Here is a 17,844-nt window from a genome sequence, read left to right on the forward strand (position 1 = left end):
ACTTATATTTTAATTTTGCCGCTTATGATATTCCATATAAAATAGAATCTAAACGGATTTACTATCGTATTAATCCTATGCTAAAAATATACTTTTTTACGCCTTTTCTTTTGATTTTTATCTGGTCAGCAGAATTGCATGCCCAGTCTCAATCTTTTCTTTCTTTGTATAAAGAGCAATTACCTTACTTTCAAGAATTGATTACTGGAGGACAGTATGCAGAACCTCCTTTAAATTATGAAGGTCATCCCTATTTTCAAACAAGAGTTTTTGAAGAGGGCTATTTATTGATCAATGGGATTAAATACATAGGGGTTCAATTGTTGTTTGATGAAAATGCTGACGTTTTGGTAACTTTTCATCCAATCTATAAACAAAAAATATTGATTAAGCCCGAAAAGGTGGAGGAGTTTCAGTTGGAAGGTGGGAAATTATTTCGACGATTTGAAGGGAATGAATCATTTCCCAAACACGGCAATGGATTTTATGAAGTTTTGAAAGATGGAAAGATTAAGGTCTTATTAAAGCATTACAAGGAAGCGGAACCAACCAAGGAAATTGGAAAATACACCTATAAATTCGTGGAAGATTCTGAGTACTTCTACTGGTATGAAGGAGATTTTATACCCATAAGGAAAAAGAAACAAGCCATAAAAAGTCTTGGACTTAACAAGAAAGAAGTGAAAAGTATCCAAAAGGAAAAAGATATTTATTTTGCCCTGGAAAAGGAAAAGTTTATCCTTGAGTTGGCTGTATTAAGAGAAGGGAAGTCTGATGAGTTTAACGGATTCTATGAATGAGAAAGCTTCTACTCTTAGTCCTTGCTACTTTTTTTATCCATGAATTATTGGCCCAAACTTCGGCTCAAGTTAAGCTCTCAGGGACATATTTAGGTATGCCATTTGAAAGATTTGTGGAGCGAGTGGAATCAGAAACTCCAATAAAATTTTTCTATAAAATTGAGGAAATCGAGGATCTCCAGGTCAATCTACAAGCATCAGACACTGAATTAAGATTGATTTTGGATCAGATTTTTGTGAATTCAGGTTTGACTTACACAATTGATGCTTCCCAACGGGTTTGGGTTTCAAAAGGCGCAAAAATATTCACAGATTTTCCAACGGATTATTTCCAAGTAAGAGAAAGGCAAGAGCTTCTTGTCAATGCAAGTGATACTTTAGGAGAATTCGATAAGAATAAACGCTTCGTAATTGGGAAAGCTTCTGATAACCCTGAATCTTCCACTGCAATTTTAAGCGGGGTCATAACAAGCATAGAATCAGGAAATCCTATGAATGGTGCCATTGTCTCTGAAAAAGTCAATTTTACTCAAGTGGCAACTGACAAGGATGGTAGATATTCACTGAAATTAAGGAGAGGCCGACACACTATCTGGATCCAAAATATTGGAGGGTTTCAGGAACAACGACAAATTGAACTTCGTGGTGATGGGGTATTAAATATGAGTATAGCTGAAAATGTACTTTCATTGGACGAAGTTGTAGTGAGTTCTGGTGCTCTTTCTAATGTGAATAAGTTAGATATGGGAGTGCAATCTATCAGTATTGCTGAAGTTAAACGACTGCCAGCAGTAATGGGGGAGGTAGATGTGTTACGGGGGATCTTGACTATGCCAGGTGTAAATACTGTGGGCGAAGCAACGACTGGATTCAATGTGAGAGGTGGAGCAGCTGATCAAAATTTAATTCTTTATGGAAATTCAACAGTATTCAACCCGACTCATGCTTTTGGTTTTTTCTCAGCCTTTAATGCAGATGTAGTTTCTGGAGTGGAATTATATAAAGGTTCGATACCAGTAAATTATGGAGGCCGCCTCTCATCGGTATTACAAGTTGATCCCAAATTTGGAACAAAAGAAAAATTCAGTGGATCGGGAGGGATTGGTATCCTAACTAGCAGACTTGGATTTGAGGGACCAATAGGGGAGAAAACAAATTTTGCAATCGGAGGAAGAACAACCTATTCAGATTGGGCATTAAAACTTTTGGACGATGAAGCTGATCTAAAAGGAAGTAATATTGCTTTTTATGACATTAACTTAAATATTCAACATCAGATCGACGAGAAAAATATTCTGGAGTTGACAAGCTATTTAAGTCAGGATGATTTCCAATTTGATCTAGATACAACCTATTCTTACCAAAATATAAATCTCGCACTCGGGTGGAGACATTTTTTCAATGATGAGCTTGAAGGAAATCTAACTATTGGTAGAGACAGTTACGATTTTGGTATTATTGGTCAGGATAATCCACTCAATTCATTTGATTTTGGGTTTGATGTAAATCAGCTGTTTTTGAAAGCTGATTTTGAATATAGAAAAAGCGAAAATCACATTTTTAAGTTTGGAGTAAACGCAATTCAATATTCAATCAATCCAGGAAGCAATAAACCGTATGGTTCCGAATCTATTGTAATTGAAGAAGAGCTTAGCGAAGAAAAAGCTAGAGAATTATCAATTTATTTTGGTGATGAATTTACTATTAGCGAGCGTTTTTCTGTGAGTTATGGAGGTCGATATATGTTATATCAATTCCTTGGCCCAATGACGATCAATCAATATGTGGATGGTGCTCCTATTACAGAAAGTAATGTAATTGGCGAAAGAACTTATGGGGATGGGGAGACTATAAAAACCTACCATGGACCGGAATTCAGGATATCAGGCAGGTATAATTTGGGGAATAGGTCTTCTGTAAAATTTGGGTTTAACACGATGCGCCAAAACATTCACCTTCTTTCAAATTCCTCTTCTATTTCGCCAACGGACAGTTGGAAACTCAGTGATAGCTTTATCAAACCCCAACTTGGTGGTCAGGGTTCTGTCGGATATTACAGGAATCTGGCTAGGAATACCTTGGAGTTCTCAACTGAGGTCTATTATCGGTATATGAATAACCTATTGGATTATAGATCAGGTGCCAATATTGTCTTAAATGAAAATATTGAACAAGATGTATTGAACTCAAAAGGGAAAGCATATGGAGTAGAGGTTTTGCTTAAAAAGAATACCGGATTATTAAAAGGCTCTATCGCATACACTTATTCCAGATCTTTGATGAGAACCTCAGATGAACCAAGTGTTGAAAAAATAAACGACGGCGAATTTTATTCCAGTAATTTTGATCAACCTCACCACTTGGTCGTTGTAGCAAATTATGAATTGAGCAAAAGAATCAATACATCATTAAATATGAATTATAGTACTGGGAGACCAGTTACATTGCCGATTTCAAAATTTGATTATGCCGGTTCAGAGCGGGTATATTTCTCTGATCGAAATGCTTATAGAATCCCCGATTATTTCCGATTAGATTTTTCTATCAATTTAGAAGGAAATCATAAGGTAAATAAACCGGCACATGCCTCATGGTCATTTGGGGTCTATAATATTTTGGGAAGGAGTAATCCATATTCTGTTTATTATGTCCCTGAAAATGGAAGGCTGAGAGGGTATCAGTTGTCTATTTTTGCAAATCCTATTCCATTTATTACCTATAATTTCAAGTTTTAAATGAGAAAAATAGCAACATATCTATTTGTTTTTCTATTCATGCTCTCAGCATGTAGGGAACCATTTAATCCTGAAATTGAACCAAGTGATTTGAAAGTATTGGTAGTAGAAGGTTATCTGGATACTGAAGGGTTACCAAGTATTTTGAATTTGAGTTATACCAGAAATATTAATTCTGATGATTCTTTTTCACCTACCTATCCGAATGCAATTGTCTTTTTGGAATCTGAATCTGGGGCTCAATTTGATTTGAATCCTTTGGGAAACGGTTCTTATGAATTTGCTCATGATATTTCAGAAACCGAAAATTATAGACTTCGGATTCTTATAGATGATGGGGCAAGTTATACTTCAGAACTGCTTAAACCTATTTTGACCCCAGAGATCATTGATGTGGGGTTTGAAAAAAATGAGGAAGGAGTAGAAGTCTATTTGACAACTAAAGGAGATGAAAATGCAGATGACTTCCTTTGGACTTTCGAAGAAACGTATGCATTTAGGCCTAGAATCCCAACTTCTTACAGATATGATCCAGACCTAAAAACTGTTGTTTTATCTACACAAGAAAACAGAACAGACTTGTGTTATAGAGATCTAATAAGTTCTGATTTGATATTAGAGACCTCTTCTCGCTTTGAAGATCAGTTTGTTTTTAGACAATCGATCACCCAGATCATTAAAGGTGATGAGCGTCTTTCAAACCGCTACAGCATTTTAATTTCTCAGAAAGCTTTGGATCAAAAAGCTTCCGAATTTTGGGAAGTGATGAGAAAGAATACAGATGATTTAGGTTCGATTTTCAGCCCATTACCTTCTAATATTGGAGGTAACTTTAAAAACGATCAAGATTCAGGTGCTCCAGTTGTTGGATATTTAAGCTTAGGTACAGTGAAGCAAAGAAGACTTTGGATTGATTTCAGGGATGTCATTCCATGGGGAGTTGCTGAGGTTGAAGACTATTTTGGATGCATTGCAGAACCTGATACAGTTTTTATTCCAGATTATGAGGTTGCGTTTAGAACTGGATCCTATATGCCGGCCGTGCCAATATTTTGTGATAATTGCTACGACCCAATTGGATTTCTAAAAGCAGAGAGGCGATGCGTTGATTGTACGCTCAGAGGCACAAATGTCAAACCTGATTTTTGGGAGGATTGAAAATGAGCATCTATAAAAAACTAAGTCTAGCTATTTTTATTTTCTTTGTATGTCAAGCTATTTCATACTCTCAATCCATAGAAGAAGTTTCCTATTCAATTCCTAAAACGGTCTATTTCGGTGGGGAGAAAGTGTGGATTTCGGGGCAGGTAACTCAGGATGAATCAGAAGAAAAATCAATTATTTTGTATGCAGAGCTGATTAATCGATATAATGAATCAGTAGCTATTGCAAAAATTCCTTTGGAGGATTCCCAAAGCTTCAATTTTCTCCAGCTTCCGCAGGACTTACCCTCTGATAATTATTTACTCAGAGTATTCACAAGGATTAGCCCTCACCAAAGTCTTGAAAAAGGGATTTCTCAACAGTTTATTACAGTATTTAACAGACTGGCTCCTCCAGATGTAGTAGGAGAAAGAGAAGAATTTGATTTTGAGAACCCTAATTCCTCCTCTAAAATTAAAATCACAAGTAATGAGTTAAATCCAGGTGAAAATCTTTCTGTCGATATATCCGCAATAACTGGAGTGGAGGAAATCAGCATATCTGTATTGAATCCATTTTTAGCAAATCAAGATAAAATTGAATCATCTATGATTTATGAATCTATTGATTCAAAAAACATTTTGCCTGAGTTATTTGGACATATTATTGAAGCAAAGGTGGAGGGAGAGAGTTTGGATACAACTCAACTTTATTATGTTTCTATCCATGGTGAGAAATCAGCCTTGCTTACTGACAGGCCGGATACTAATGGTAGTCTTTTCTTTGATGCGGGGGGAATGAAAAATTGGAAATACCTAGTTGCCCAAGCGGATGGGAATAAAAGCTTGATTGATTTTAATTTAGTTTCTTCTGCACCTAAAACTCATTTTAAGGATAGCTTTAGCTTTCCGGTTCTAGTAATAAGCCCCGCAGATGAACCATTTCTAAAAGAGCTTTTAAAAGGAGGCCAAATAGAAGGCTACTTTGTCCATGAGTATGAAGCTTATAATGATCCTGTTGTTACTGGTCTTGTCGAAGATAGAGTTTATGAATTAGATGATTATACTCGATTTGAGACTGTTGAAACAGTAATTAAAGAATATGTGCCTGAAGTTTCAGTTAAAACGGTACAGAAGAAAAAGGAATTTAGAGCCATAAATGAGGTAGGAAATTTTTCCTTTGATTCCAATCCATTGATGCTAATAGACGCAATGCCAGTTTTTGATTCTGATGAATTGGCAAAATTTGATCCCAAGGGTTTAAAAACACTTGAAATCCTCACCAGGACATTTTATTTGAATGAAGAAGAATTCCCAGGTGTACTTAGCTTTTCCTCATACAAGAATGATTTTGGAGGCTTTCAAATTCCCACAAATGGCATTTATGTTGACTATGAAGGAATCCAACCAAAAATAGCTTCAGCTAATTCATTGTTTGATTCTCCAGACAAGGAAGATCAAATAATGGACTGGAGAACAATCCTTTATTGGTCAAAATCTCAGAAATCCACACCTATTTCTAATTCTTTCGATATAAAAGTACCCGAAATCAAAAGTAAATTTATGATTTCTGTTAAGTCAAACGGTGAAATCTTTACCAAACTATTTGAGGTGAAATAAAATCGACCAGTTTTAGTTTTCCTTTTTTCTAAGCTCCTGCTGCATAAACTGAGTTAATTTTGCCTGATAATTTTTGACGTCTGGGTCGTATTCAGGAGATAGACTTTTCTTTTCAGGAAAAGTCTCCATATGCACAGTCTGAGTTGGGAATGCAAATCTCACATCTAAGGAATTGGCAAGTTTCATGATTTTGATCAGAACTTCATGCCTACATCTCAATTCTTCCGCCCAAGTAGGAACTTCAAAAAAGATGTAAAACATAATATCTAAGCTATATGATGACAGATTGTTGAAATAGACATGAAATGTGTCTTTTCGTGTATTTGGATGAGAAAGAACTATTTCTCGAAGTCCTTTAACAAACTCTTCTACTAAATCTGGAGGGGTATCATAAGTGATGGTGATAGTAGAATAGAATCTTCTATACTGTCTCAGACCATGATTATCGATTGTTGCATCAGCTACTTTTCCGTTTGGTATGTACATTACCGAATTTCGGAAAGTCCTAACTCTTGTTGATCTAAAACCGACCTCTTCAACTGTACCGTCCAAATCACCGGAAGTAATCCAATCCCCCACCTGAAATGGTCTGTCCAGAAAGATCATGATTGAGCCAAAAAAGTTTTTAATGGTATCTTGAGCCGCCAAAGCTATGGCCACACCACCAATTGACAAACCTGTAAGGAAAGGGATAATGTCTAGATTGAGTCCTTCCTTTAAAACGAAAAGAGTACCTATAATAACGACAAATGCCTTGAGTGATTTTCGAATTAATGGTACTAATTGATCATCAAGAGTAGACTCGGTCCTTTCGGCCAATTTTGAAAAGTAGGCAGCAATTACATCTACAATCTTGTAGAAAATGACGGTTATTAAAAATGGTTTTAAGGTATTAATTATCACTATTATCCAAGCCCAAATACCTGTTGGGAGTTGTAGGACAGGAAGAAAAAGTGCTAATAAAAGGACTATTAAATAAAAACTGGTAATTCTCGCGACAGGGAGTAAATAATGCTCCCCTATGTATCCATATCCGAAACGTTTGAGGATATATAAGAGACCCCTATCTACTAAGAATGTAAATAGCAAATGGCTGAGAAAAACTACAAATATTAAAACAAGCAAACCAACAAGCTGCCAGAGGTGAAACCCTAAATATTCATCATTTCCAATTTTTGGAAGAAGATCGAGTAGTTTAGCTGTCCCGAAGGGATAAGTCTCTTTGTGTAAATTGTTTATTTGCCCTACAGTAAAAGCTGAGAATTTCCATTGTGAACCAACCTTTTCTAAGAATATTCCTGGGAGTTTAGACTTGTCGAAATAATAGATTTGGTCATAACCTGATGTGGTATCTCTATAATCTTGTTCATTTGGTATTTCGCTCGTTCTTATTATTACCCCTTTTCCCTCAAAAATCTGCTTTAGCTTTACACTTAGATTATCTCCATTTTGTGATGTTACTCCCTTTAAATTCAGCGTCTCAGCAGCCTTATCCGGATGAAAATTTGCTTCTTCCAAGTTATAGAAGAAAGTAAGAGTAGTGTGATAAGGAGAACTTAAATTAACCTCATCAGTTATTTCCTTCAAATCTTGCTGCTCCGTGATTAACTGACCATAAGAACTGTAGGCCAAACTGAAAAGACAGAGTAATAAGAAATACTTTTTAAACATAAGGTTTGATTTTTTGCAAGTTAGCTATTCGTGGTTCTAGTCCCAAGCTATTCAAGAAGGTTAATCGGCCAATAAAAATTCCGTAATCTTAGAACCACTTATGGTTCTGATCAGGTATTGACCTTTGGATGACTGGTATGTAATCTGTACCGAACCGCTACTTTCAAGTGGCACTGTAGTTATTAAATTTCCTTCAAGATCATATAAATAACTAAATTCCTGTGTAAGATCGGTCAAAGCGAAAATCTGCCTTTCAGCTCCAAAATCGAAATATTGGTAGATCAAATTTTCACTTGAAACCCGGATATTCATTAATATTTTTTCCGACCTATCCAGAACAGAAACTTCATTATATTGTCTTGAAACAAACACAAAGTCATTTGCTTTTTGATCAGGGACTAGAATGAATTCACTATCTCTATCTTTTTTAACCAACTGATTTCTGTACACAATTTCCCCATCAAAGTTGCTTTGAATAATTTCTCCATTTGAGGTAATCGCAACAAATTTATAGGATCGGGAACTAGGGTCTCGCCAGACTATCCCTTCTGATTTTATCGCCTCTCCAAACTTAATAGGAGTGCCTCCTTGTTTCTCACCTCTTCGATTGAATAAGAATAGATTTCCATTTTCTCCTAAAGCAACCATATAATCGCCTTTTCCAGGGATCCTGTAATGTGCCGGTGGACCAGCACTTCTTTCATTAATTGAAAGTGGATTCCATCCGTCAAGTTGCTCACCTGTTTTGTCTAATAGGTACAGATTACCATCTTCTGTACTAATGAAATATCGGTATTCTTTGGTATTTGAGTAATCCACCAAATTCAAATGAGAAATCCATTCGTTTCCTAAATCAATAGGATAACCAGGAAGGAGATTGCCAAGTCGGTCTATGCCGTAGATCTTATTTTTGGTAGCTAATAAAATCTGAAGTTTACCATTTTTATAGTAATCAATCTGAAAAATATTTGAAACGATTGGTCCATCAAGTGGATAGGTGTAAACTTCATCTCCAATTTCATTAAATAAATGCATGACATAATTTTCATCTTGAACCAAGAGATCCAAGGTGTTGTCTTGATAATTTAATGCTGTAGAAGGCCCATATATTAGTGGCAGATTCAAAGAAATTGTCTTGTTTGGTTCAAGACTGATTGCCTCGACCTGTTCTATTTTAGTTTTAAAATCTCTTTTATAAGGAATTTTTAATGTAGCTTCAGTCCTATCCGGGAGTTGATTAATATGTAAAGAAAGCCAAGGAAAAGATTGGAAACTACCGCTGTATTTTTGTAAAAAAGAACTCCAGGACGGGTTGGTTTCTTTGGTCCATTGTGCCCATATTTCATCAATCAGGTAAATCTTAGAAAATCCTGAGGTTGAATTAAGTTCTGATTTAGCTGCAGGAGAATTGGGAGAATTTCTCCAAGTGTTGTTAGAAGTAAAATCATCCAAGATCAACTTCATGGCTTGTTGGGAGTTACAGAAAACCAAAATGTCATTTATACTAGTCACGAAAGTTTGACCAAAACCTGGGAATTTTCCTGAAAATAAATGGGCGGGAAACTCTTCCTCGGGAATAAACAAGATTTCATAGTCCAAGTAGAAATCTGAATTTTCTTCATTCTCAGATTTTTGGAACTCTTTCAGTAATTCCAAAGAGGAGGAGGAGTCAAAAGTTCTAGCAAGCAATGCTAAATTTTGGTCTGCCCCCCCGTACTTTTCTAAGTTTAACAAATAGAGTTCACCAGAAAAATTATCAAAGAAGCCTCGGTCAGTCAATGTTCTTTGAATTTCACCAATTAAAGTAGATCGAAAAGGAAATGCTCTGTTTTCGATTTTTTGGGTTTCAAAAATACTTTCAAGATTATATTGGGTCAGAGCTAAAGTTCTATTAGAAATCAGAGATTCTATCGCAGTTAAATTTGCTCTAATGGATGGCGTAAAATTTATTGGGTCCGGGTAATAAACTGGGCCTACAAACTCAAGACTACCTTCCTCAAAGGAAAGATCAAGAGCTAAAGCGGCATTTAGGATTTCTAAACTTGCAATTGCTTGACTTTCCCTGTCATCCGCAATTCCTTTCAACATTGAAGCCATTCCCTTCCCGGATAGCAGAAGTCTTCCTGGAGAATCAGATCTTATTGATGCTCCTGTTACCAGTGTTGAAAACGTTTCTTGGTTTTCATTCATATAAAAACGAATCGCCTGCTCAACTAAAAACGATGATGAAGAAAATACGACCAAGTCACCAAGCATTGAAATAGACCAGCCTCTGTTGTTTTCGTTATCATAAAATTCTATGACCTCTTGGTCTGAATACATCCTGTTTTGAAAGCGTGACCCTTCCGGTATTTTTGTTTTAATATCCTCGATCAAACCCGAAGTCTTTGAGGGATTTAGATTTAAGGTGAAGAGTAATTCAAAATTTTCAATGCCAGTTGAATGAAGGCTGACAGTTAACTGCTCATTTTGGACGAGTTTGGCTATTTGTCCATTTTCCCCAGTAAGACTGTCTAATGTAACGAGCTGCCTTGATAGCTTGTCAAAGGCTGGAAGTGTTTGAAAAATCCCCCAGACAGGATCATTGACAATTGCATTCCAGGTTTCTGCTCCTTGATAAGTTTCAAAAACAAAAATGGCTTCCTGACTGATTATGTCCAGGCTATTAATTTTTCGGGAGGAAAAATAATTTTGATAGATCCAAAAACCGCCTCCTGCTAGTAGGATTATAAATAAAAGAATAAGTAGGCTTTTCCAGATTTTCACAAGTCATTTATTGTTTCTAAAAACATATTACAAAAATTAGACCTAAGAATTAAGAGGAAACCCTCAAACTCTTAGGTCTTTTTATTTCAGATAAACTGGCTTAATTGCCAAGCTTATTCAATACTTCCATTACTTCTTTTACATGACCTCTTGAAGTCTCAAGTAGCGCTTTTTCCTCTTCATTAAGATCTAGCTCAAGAACTTTCTCGATACCATTCTTCCCAAGGATTACTGGCACACCTAAATAGCAGTCATCAATTCCATACTCTCCATCCAATTTAATACATACAGGGAATACTCTTCTTTGGTTTTTCAAAATAGCTTCAACCATTTGAGCAGCCGCCGAACCCGGTGCATACCAAGCAGAAGTTCCCATTAACTTCACTAATTCACCACCGCCAAATTTGGTTCTCTCTATGATTGCATCAAGTTTATCTGCCGGTATCAGTTCAGTTACTGGTATACCTGCCACCGTCGTATAACGAGGAAGTGGAACCATTGTGTCACCATGTCCACCCATAAGAATTGCCTGAATCTCTTTTGGGGAAACATTTAATTCAGATGCAATAAATGCTCTATACCTTGCTGTATCCAGAATTCCTGCCATTCCCATTACTTTATTTCTTGGTAATTTGGAAGAAAGATGAGCTTGGTAAGTCATTACATCCAGTGGGTTTGAAACCACAATAATGATTGCATTTGGAGAATATTTAACCACATTCTCTGTCACTGATTTTACAATTCCTGCATTTGTTTCGATCAAATCGTCCCGAGTCATTCCCGGTTTACGTGGAAGACCTGAAGTTATTACCACAACATCTGAATTTGCAGTTTTGCTGTAATCATTTGTGCTTCCGACAGTTCGGCTGTCATACTGATTGATTGGAGCTTTCTGCCAAATGTCAAGTGATTTGCCTTCAGCTACACCTTCTTTGATGTCAACTAAAACTATTTCTTCTGCGATTTCGCGATAAGCCAATACATCGGCACAGGTCGCACCCACGTTACCTGCCCCTACTACGGTTACTTTGCTCATGAGATTATATTGATTTTATTTTAAATACTGCCTTAAAAAAGCGACGCTAAGTTATTAAACTATGCCTAGGAATAGAAGCTACTAAGTGAATACTTTGTCTGGAGCAGGGGGATTTTTGATAAATGCAATAAGAAAGCTTTGAGCTATCTCATTCGAACATTTGACGGAGGCTGAAAAACCCAAATGATTCTCGATAAGATTTAAAGAGTCTTTGATTATTTTGATTGTAATACTCGGCAAGAGAAGTCATTATTTTCGCTTTGATTTTTGGATTGCTATCAAAAACTTCTTGAATAGCAGAATGAGGTATTACAATCAAATCCGCTTCTTCAGAAACTACGATAGCGGTATAAGTTCGCTTGGCATTCTCCAAAAGTGAGTTTTCTCCAAATGCCTCACCTCTTCCCACTTCTAAAATTGTCTCAAAATTATCTTTAACATCAATTGTTAAGATGATCTGACCTTTTTTGACCAGATATAAGGCCTGGCTGGGATCTTTGCTGAAAAACACGACCTCATCCCTCTTATATTTCCGGTGATGCATAGCAGGAATAAATCTTGCCATTTCTTTATTCTTCATCCTTTCAAAAAACTTGATTTGTGTGAGAAAATCAAACATTTCATGTTCTTCGGGGGTGTAGGTTTTTGAAAATGGATTCCTCATAATTACCGTTTTTTCAGGTATAAAGTATTTCTGGTAGCAGCTGTATGCTTTGCCCAATCTGCAATTCTGTATCCTATGATCCAAGCAATTTTTTCTCCTGACTCCAATATTCTGACCTCTTGCTTTTTGACCAACGGGATTTTCAAATCTATCAAAAAGTCGCTGATTTTCTTGCTGTTTTTCATACCTAAAGGAATAAATCTATCACCTTCTCTCCAAGTTCTAATTGTTAGAGGGAAATTTAATTGGTCTAGATCCAACATTGCATTTGTACTGCTCTTGTCTAATTTGACTTCCCCTGTCAGTTTAAGGATTTCGTATTTCCCCTCAGGGATCATAAAATCAAGATCATTTCGAGATATTTCAATCGGGTCAAAATTTTTGGATTTAGGAGCTAATATCAATTGACTCCTATCTATGTTCAAAATGTAGTCTGCACTTTCAAAGAATTTTCCAGATTCTCCCGAAAGGCATGATTGATATAATTCTTGGACCTGATCAGAATTGAAACCATATGAACGAAGCCAAAAGTAAAGAATCGATATAGTACCTTCAAGATGTATAAAGTCTTCAAATTTAAGCGTCTGAAAACCATCGCGATCAAGAATACTTTTACTTTTCCATAATTCAAATAATCCTGAAAATGCCCGGCCTGTATCTTTTAACCTATTAAAGCTTGTAATCAAATTTGCCCTTGAATCCTCTGAGGCTCCGTAAATTACAGGTAAGACATCCAAGCGTAATTTGTTTCTTTTGTAATCAGTTTTTGTATTCGAGCTGTCCTCCCTCCACTTCAATGAATTTTCTTTGGCATACTGCATGATTTCTTTTCTCGAAAAGGGCAATAAAGGTCGAATCAAAAAACCTCTTTTATCTGCCATACCGTATAATCCCTCTATGCCTGTTCCCCTGAGAAGATTTAAGAAGATAGTTTCCAATTGATCGTCTTGATGGTGGGCTATAATTATTCCTTCAAGATTTCTGGTTTCTAGAAGTTTGTCAAACCAATCGTATCGGATTTCTCTTGCAGCCATTTGAGGAGAAATATGTTTCTCTTCCACTACATTAGATGTTTCGGCATGAAGAATATGAAAATAAGATCCCCAGCTCTCAGCCAACTGCTTCACGAATTTTTCATCATCATCGCTTTCTTTTCCCCTTAACTGAAAATTAACATGCGCAACTTCAAAATGGATTTTAGAATTATGAAGGAGGTGGCCAAGACAAACACTGTCTAGACCCCCACTGCAAGCAAGAAGATAATTCTTATTAAAATCTAATAAGGACTTATTTTTGATATGACTGATAAATGCTTCGATCATTGATCAAAAATATCATTTTCTGCTAATTTTGCCCCATCCAATAATTTATGACCAATCAATTCTCCCGTTTTTTTCTAGCTCTTAGTTTTTTAACTGTTTGGGTTTCTCAAGTTAATGCCCAAGGTTCGTCTACATTAGAAATAATGAAAGCGGATGTGTTGTTGGGAGCAAATGGGTTCGAGAGGTTAATCGGCGATGTAGAAATGAGAAATCAAAATTCACTGATTTATTGTGATTCAGCTCATTTTTACCGTGCTACAAATAAAGCTAGGTTGTTTGGGAATGTAAGGATTGTGGATCAAGAAGATCCTGTTAAAACTACCAGTGCTTATGCAGAATATGACGGTAATATCAAGCTGGCAAAACTTAGAAATAATGTTGTTTTTACAAATCAAGAAACAACACTGTACACTGATTACCTAGATTACGATAGAGACCAAAATATTGCCTACTATTATAATGATGGTAAAGTAGTAGATTCGGTGAATGTCCTAACAAGCGAAAAAGGAAAATACGAGGTGAGTATTGAGCGGATTACTTTTGAGAATGATGTGGTTTTAGTTAATCCGGATTATACGATGAGAACTAATGACCTGGTGTATATGACGATCCCCAAAACAGCAGAGACAAAAGGATTAACAAACTTGGTGTCTAAGGAAGGGAATACGTTAGATGCTCAAAATGGTAGTTTTTATGATACTCAGAAAAAACAATTTCGATTTTTTGATGGAATCGTTGAGACAGAAACCAGTAGGGTTAAAGCAATAGAGCTTTTTTACGATGAAAACCTGGCCTATTATGAAGGAAAAGAGGAAGTTCAGGTATTGAATAAAGAAAGAGAAGTGGAGATTTTTGGAGATGTAGGAAAATATTGGGAAGAAAGAAAATACAGCTTGGTTTATGGGAATGCACTGGTAAGGAGGTACTTTGAAAAGGACACCTTGTATATGACTTCGGATTCCTTGATTTCCCAAGACAATGAAATAGATTCTGCAAAGTTTCTTCTTGCTTTCCGCTCTGTTAATTTGGTCAAGTCCGACCTTTCCGGGAAAGCGGATTCATTAGTTTACAACTACAACGATTCTTCGATTCAGCTATTCCGAGATCCTGTCATGTGGAATCAAAAAAGCCAAATCTCTTCTGATAGCATGACTTTTTACATAGAGCAAGAAACTTTGGACCGTGTATACCTGAAAGACAATGCATTTATAATTACACAAGATACCATTCTGAATTTCAACCAAATGAAAGGGAGAAAAATGATGGGATACTTTCAAGATGGACAAATAAATCAGATGGACATCGATGGAAATGGAGAATCATTATATTTTGTATTGGAGTCTGACACAGTTTCTCAGGGAGCTAATAAAACGTTGAGCGCTACCATTAAATTGAAATTTAAGGACGGGGCGATACAACGAGTTAATTATGGGATAAAACCAGATGGGCGATTCATTCCTTTTCAGAATCTTGACGATGAAAATTCAAAACTTTCCGGGTTTAATTGGAGGTTTGAAGAGAAACCTGATATGGCTACAATTTTTAGATGGAGAACTCCAAAAGAGATTGATCTTAGAGCAAAAAATCTTTTTAATATACCTGAGGTTGAAATTAGGCTTCCTACTGAAAAAGAAATTGAGAATGAAATGAAGAAACGTGGGTATAGGCCTTTGAAAATGGTTTTTAATTAAGGTTAAAATCCAATAAAAAGCGGCAACGTCCAACTTTGAAAAAAATTTTATGAAGGTTAACAAGAATTAACCGGATTTTTCTCTGTTCAGATTAACATCAAACTAATTTTGTACGTATATTGAGTACTATATTGACGGAAACACCGCTTATTGATTAGAATTTTACATGAATAACTCTCTCAAATTTTTTATGTGGCTTTGCCTGATGCTCCCGCTATTATCGGAAGCACAGCAGGTTCGCGTGTTGAGTGAGGACTTAGAATTCTCCGGTGATTTGAACTCAACTATAAGAAAAACTGTAATACTACAGAACGAGTCATCTCAATCAAAAACATACTTCCTTAAAAACTTAACTGGAAATGTTGGGTCTTCTCAACATGTGAAGATTTGTATTGGTGATGACTGTTATGATCCAAGAAAAGATCTTGCTAAGATTAGAATTACATTGGCTCCTGGTGAATTAATGACTGATTTGTATTTGGATTTTGAAATGGGAATAGTAGAAACCCGTGGTAGTTTTGATTTAAATTTTGTCAACCTTGAGAATATCAGAGAGTCTTTTGTGGTTGAAGCTCGATACGATGTTTCAAATCCAAATAAAAAGGTTGACGAATTTGATTATAAAGAATTGACTTTAAGTGATATTTATCCTAACCCTAGTAATAGAATTGCTCAGTTAGATTATCAATTGAAAAACCCAGAAGCGAATGCTAAAATTTCGATTAATAGTTTCATTGGTAATCCTGTTGCAGAATATCAGCTAGATCCAGATAGAAATTCATTGGTGATTAATGTTTCAGATTTCAATCCTGGAGTTTATTTCTACACTCTTTTCGTTGACAACAAAAATATAGTGACAAAGAAGCTCGTTGTCAAAAAGTAAGAGTCATTCACCATTCTACTCAACATTTGAATCCGAATAATTATCCCGTATATTTGCGGACTTGAAAATGAAAATGCGCGTACAAAACATTATCGTTCTATTTATTCTACTAATATCTAGTGCCTGCGGTCCTTTCAATAAGCTTGAGAAGAGCACGAATTGGGAAGAACTCTATGCAGGAGCTAATAAATATTATCAAGAGGGAGAATATAATAAGGCAATAATCCTTTATGATAAAGTTTTACCTGTAATCAGAGGGAGTGAAAAAGCCGAGTTAGCTGACTATAATTATGCAAATTGTCATTTTAAGACAAAAAGATATATAGAAGCTGCTGGTTATTTCAATAACTTCTTCAGGACATATAATCGAAGTCCATTGGCAGAGGAAGCTTTATTTATGCATGCTTATTCTCTATATCTTGATGCCCCTGATTATAATCTGGATCAACAGAGTAGTCAGGAGGCTGTTGCAGCTATTCAGCAATTTGTAACCAGATTTCCTGGTTCTGCCAGTTATGAAAGAGCTATGGAAATGCTTGGGGATTTGGAAAAAAGATTTGAAGAAAAAGCATATCAAGAGTCTTCCATGTATTACCGTTTGAAAGACGGTTTATATCCTGGAGACTTCTATAGAGCTTGTATAGTGAATTTCCAGAATTTCGCGAAAGACTATCCTGATAGTAAATATAACGAAGAATTAGCCTACAAATTAGTTGAGGTAGCGACAGGATATGCTGAAAATTCTGCTTATGCCAAGAAGGAGGAAAGATTAACTGATGCTTTAAGATTTGCCGGTAATTTCTACAGAAAATATCCTAATAGCGGCTATACAGCTAAGGTGAAGATTTTTGAAGAAGAAGCCAGAGAGGAAATGCAGGATCATTTGGAGTTGAAAAAGAAAGTAGCTGAAAGAGTGGCTCAACAAGAAGCAGAAAAAAAGGCAACTCTTGAAACTCCGATAAATAATAATTAAACGAAACGTAAATAGATCAAAATATGGCAATTAATCCGTCAATTATTACTCGTGATTTAGATAAAATCGCTGAACAGACTGGAAACCTATATGAATCACTTCATATAGTGGGTCAGAGAGCTAAACAAATTTCTTCCTCTTTAAAAGAAGAATTAAATAATAAACTTTCTGAGTTTGCTTCAACAGTAGATAATCTTGAAGAGGTTTTTGAAAACAAAGAGCAGATCGAGATTTCAAAATTTTACGAAAGAATGCCAAAACCATCCACTATGGCTATGGAGGAGTTTTTGGAAGGAAAAATCTACTATAGATATCCTAATGAGGAGTCTGCAGAGTAAACAATATGAGCCTCAAGGGTAAAAGAATAATTTTGGGAGTTACCGGTAGTATTGCCGCGTACAAATCAGCCAATCTTACTCGATTACTCATTAAATCCGGAGCAGAAGTGCAAATAATTATGAGCGCTTCTGCTCTTGATTTTATTACCCCCCTCACATTGGCAACCCTTTCCAAGAAGCCTGTTTTGGTACAATTCCAAAAG

The 17,844-nt window shown here is 36.0% G+C and carries 14 protein-coding genes; 9 read left to right on the plus strand and 5 right to left on the minus strand.

The window, feature by feature from the left end:
* Positions 1-77: 77 nt before the first annotated feature.
* Genes AAGF08_RS16985 through AAGF08_RS17000 form a run of 4 tightly spaced genes read left to right on the plus strand, consistent with a single transcriptional unit; the run spans position 78 to position 6,297 of the window.
* Positions 78-800, plus strand: a complete 723-nt coding sequence (locus tag AAGF08_RS16985; RefSeq protein ID WP_343512523.1) for a hypothetical protein — start codon at positions 78-80, stop codon at positions 798-800.
* Positions 797-3,535, plus strand: a complete 2,739-nt coding sequence (locus tag AAGF08_RS16990) for a carboxypeptidase-like regulatory domain-containing protein (RefSeq protein ID WP_343512525.1) — start codon at positions 797-799, stop codon at positions 3,533-3,535. Before AAGF08_RS16985 ends, AAGF08_RS16990 begins: the two co-directional genes overlap by 4 nt.
* Positions 3,536-4,693, plus strand: coding sequence for a DUF4249 domain-containing protein (locus AAGF08_RS16995; protein ID WP_343512526.1), 1,158 nt, complete (start codon positions 3,536-3,538; stop codon positions 4,691-4,693).
* A gap of 2 nt (positions 4,694-4,695) precedes the next feature.
* Positions 4,696-6,297 (plus strand): hypothetical protein, encoded by a 1,602-nt coding sequence (locus tag AAGF08_RS17000; RefSeq protein ID WP_343512527.1) that lies wholly within the window; start codon positions 4,696-4,698, stop codon positions 6,295-6,297.
* A 12-nt stretch (positions 6,298-6,309) separates the two neighbouring features.
* Here the strand turns inward: AAGF08_RS17000 and AAGF08_RS17005 are convergent, their stop codons facing one another.
* The 5 genes from AAGF08_RS17005 to tilS all read right to left on the minus strand — a co-directional run bounded on the left by AAGF08_RS17005 (position 6,310) and on the right by tilS (position 13,756).
* On the minus strand, positions 6,310-7,968 hold the full coding sequence (locus AAGF08_RS17005; RefSeq protein ID WP_343512529.1) for a mechanosensitive ion channel family protein: 1,659 nt from the start codon (positions 7,966-7,968) through the stop codon (positions 6,310-6,312).
* A gap of 60 nt (positions 7,969-8,028) precedes the next feature.
* Positions 8,029-10,734, minus strand: coding sequence for a hypothetical protein (locus AAGF08_RS17010; RefSeq protein WP_343512530.1), 2,706 nt, complete (start codon positions 10,732-10,734; stop codon positions 8,029-8,031).
* Between the two features lie 100 nt (positions 10,735-10,834).
* Positions 10,835-11,770, minus strand: coding sequence for a malate dehydrogenase (gene mdh / locus AAGF08_RS17015; protein ID WP_343512531.1), 936 nt, complete (start codon positions 11,768-11,770; stop codon positions 10,835-10,837).
* A 148-nt stretch (positions 11,771-11,918) separates the two neighbouring features.
* Positions 11,919-12,434 carry a cyclic nucleotide-binding domain-containing protein gene (locus AAGF08_RS17020; protein ID WP_343512533.1) on the minus strand — a complete coding sequence of 172 codons (516 nt, stop codon included), beginning with the start codon at positions 12,432-12,434 and terminating at the stop codon, positions 11,919-11,921.
* Between the two features lie 2 nt (positions 12,435-12,436).
* The gene (tilS, locus tag AAGF08_RS17025) at positions 12,437-13,756 is read right to left on the minus strand and encodes a tRNA lysidine(34) synthetase TilS (protein WP_343512535.1); all 1,320 of its coding nucleotides are present in this window, start codon (positions 13,754-13,756) and stop codon (positions 12,437-12,439) included.
* Between the two features lie 47 nt (positions 13,757-13,803).
* Between tilS and AAGF08_RS17030 the strand changes: the two genes are divergently transcribed.
* The 5 genes from AAGF08_RS17030 to AAGF08_RS17050 all read left to right on the plus strand — a co-directional run.
* Positions 13,804-15,447: an OstA-like protein gene (locus tag AAGF08_RS17030; protein WP_343512536.1), complete on the plus strand. Its 1,644-nt coding sequence runs from the start codon at positions 13,804-13,806 to the stop codon at positions 15,445-15,447.
* A gap of 166 nt (positions 15,448-15,613) precedes the next feature.
* Positions 15,614-16,330 carry a T9SS type A sorting domain-containing protein gene (locus AAGF08_RS17035; protein ID WP_343512537.1) on the plus strand — a complete coding sequence of 239 codons (717 nt, stop codon included), beginning with the start codon at positions 15,614-15,616 and terminating at the stop codon, positions 16,328-16,330.
* Positions 16,331-16,397: 67 nt separating this feature from the next.
* Entirely contained in the window at positions 16,398-17,303 is a 906-nt protein-coding gene (locus AAGF08_RS17040) for an outer membrane protein assembly factor BamD (RefSeq protein ID WP_343512538.1), read from the plus strand.
* Positions 17,304-17,326: 23 nt separating this feature from the next.
* On the plus strand, positions 17,327-17,641 hold the full coding sequence (locus AAGF08_RS17045; protein ID WP_343512540.1) for a DNA-directed RNA polymerase subunit omega: 315 nt from the start codon (positions 17,327-17,329) through the stop codon (positions 17,639-17,641).
* 5 nt (positions 17,642-17,646) lie between these two features.
* Positions 17,647-17,844, plus strand: a 198-nt coding sequence (locus AAGF08_RS17050; RefSeq protein WP_343512542.1) for a flavoprotein, incomplete at its 3' end; no start/stop codon positions are given.

This window comes from Algoriphagus sp. SE2, assembly GCF_039563885.1.
GTDB lineage: Bacteria > Bacteroidota > Bacteroidia > Cytophagales > Cyclobacteriaceae > Algoriphagus.